General features: G+C 53.1%; 2 pseudogenes. Both read left to right on the top strand.

What is annotated here, in order from left to right:
* Positions 1–303 (top strand): annotated as a pseudogene (locus C0K55_RS25815) (phage tail protein); the annotation flags it as partial.
* Between the two features lie 14 nt (positions 304–317).
* Positions 318–493 (top strand): annotated as a pseudogene (locus C0K55_RS25810) (DUF4376 domain-containing protein); the annotation flags it as partial.

Genomic DNA, 493 nt, shown 5'->3' with positions numbered 1-493 from the left:
GCAGGCTCAGGCTCATATTTCAAATACCCGGCAGTGGGTGTTCCGGTGCTTGCTGTTTATCGCGGAACAACTTCCGGGGATAAAGAAATCAAAATTGGCCTGGGTGATGTGGTGCCAGGGTCACAACTGGGCGGAGTTAATCTTTCGTGCACAATATCTTCTGCGGGGGCTGGCTCCTACGGTTCCACACCGAGTGCAGGAGCTACAGGGTACACTTTCCCGGGGCGTTATATGGCGTTATCCGGGGTCAGGGACTCTTACGGAACAAGCGGTCGTATCTGCCTGTTTGTGCGCATCGAGTAACGAGGAAATAAAACATGAAAATCAGAGCGGTAAAAGGCATCAGAAACGCGCATTATCTCGAAAATGGTGCGGTTGACTGCGAGGTGCTATTTGAAGGTGAAAGGGAATTCGTCCCGTATACCGCCATGCAGGACGATAGCGCCCCGACAGGCCAGCGCATCTGGGAAGAGTTACAGAGCGGCAAATGGGG

The organism is Escherichia sp. MOD1-EC6098 (assembly GCF_002965865.1).
Lineage (GTDB): Bacteria > Pseudomonadota > Gammaproteobacteria > Enterobacterales > Enterobacteriaceae > Escherichia > Escherichia marmotae.
Note: the sequence above shows the minus strand (reverse complement) of the source record. Positions and strands in the feature narration are given on the sequence as shown.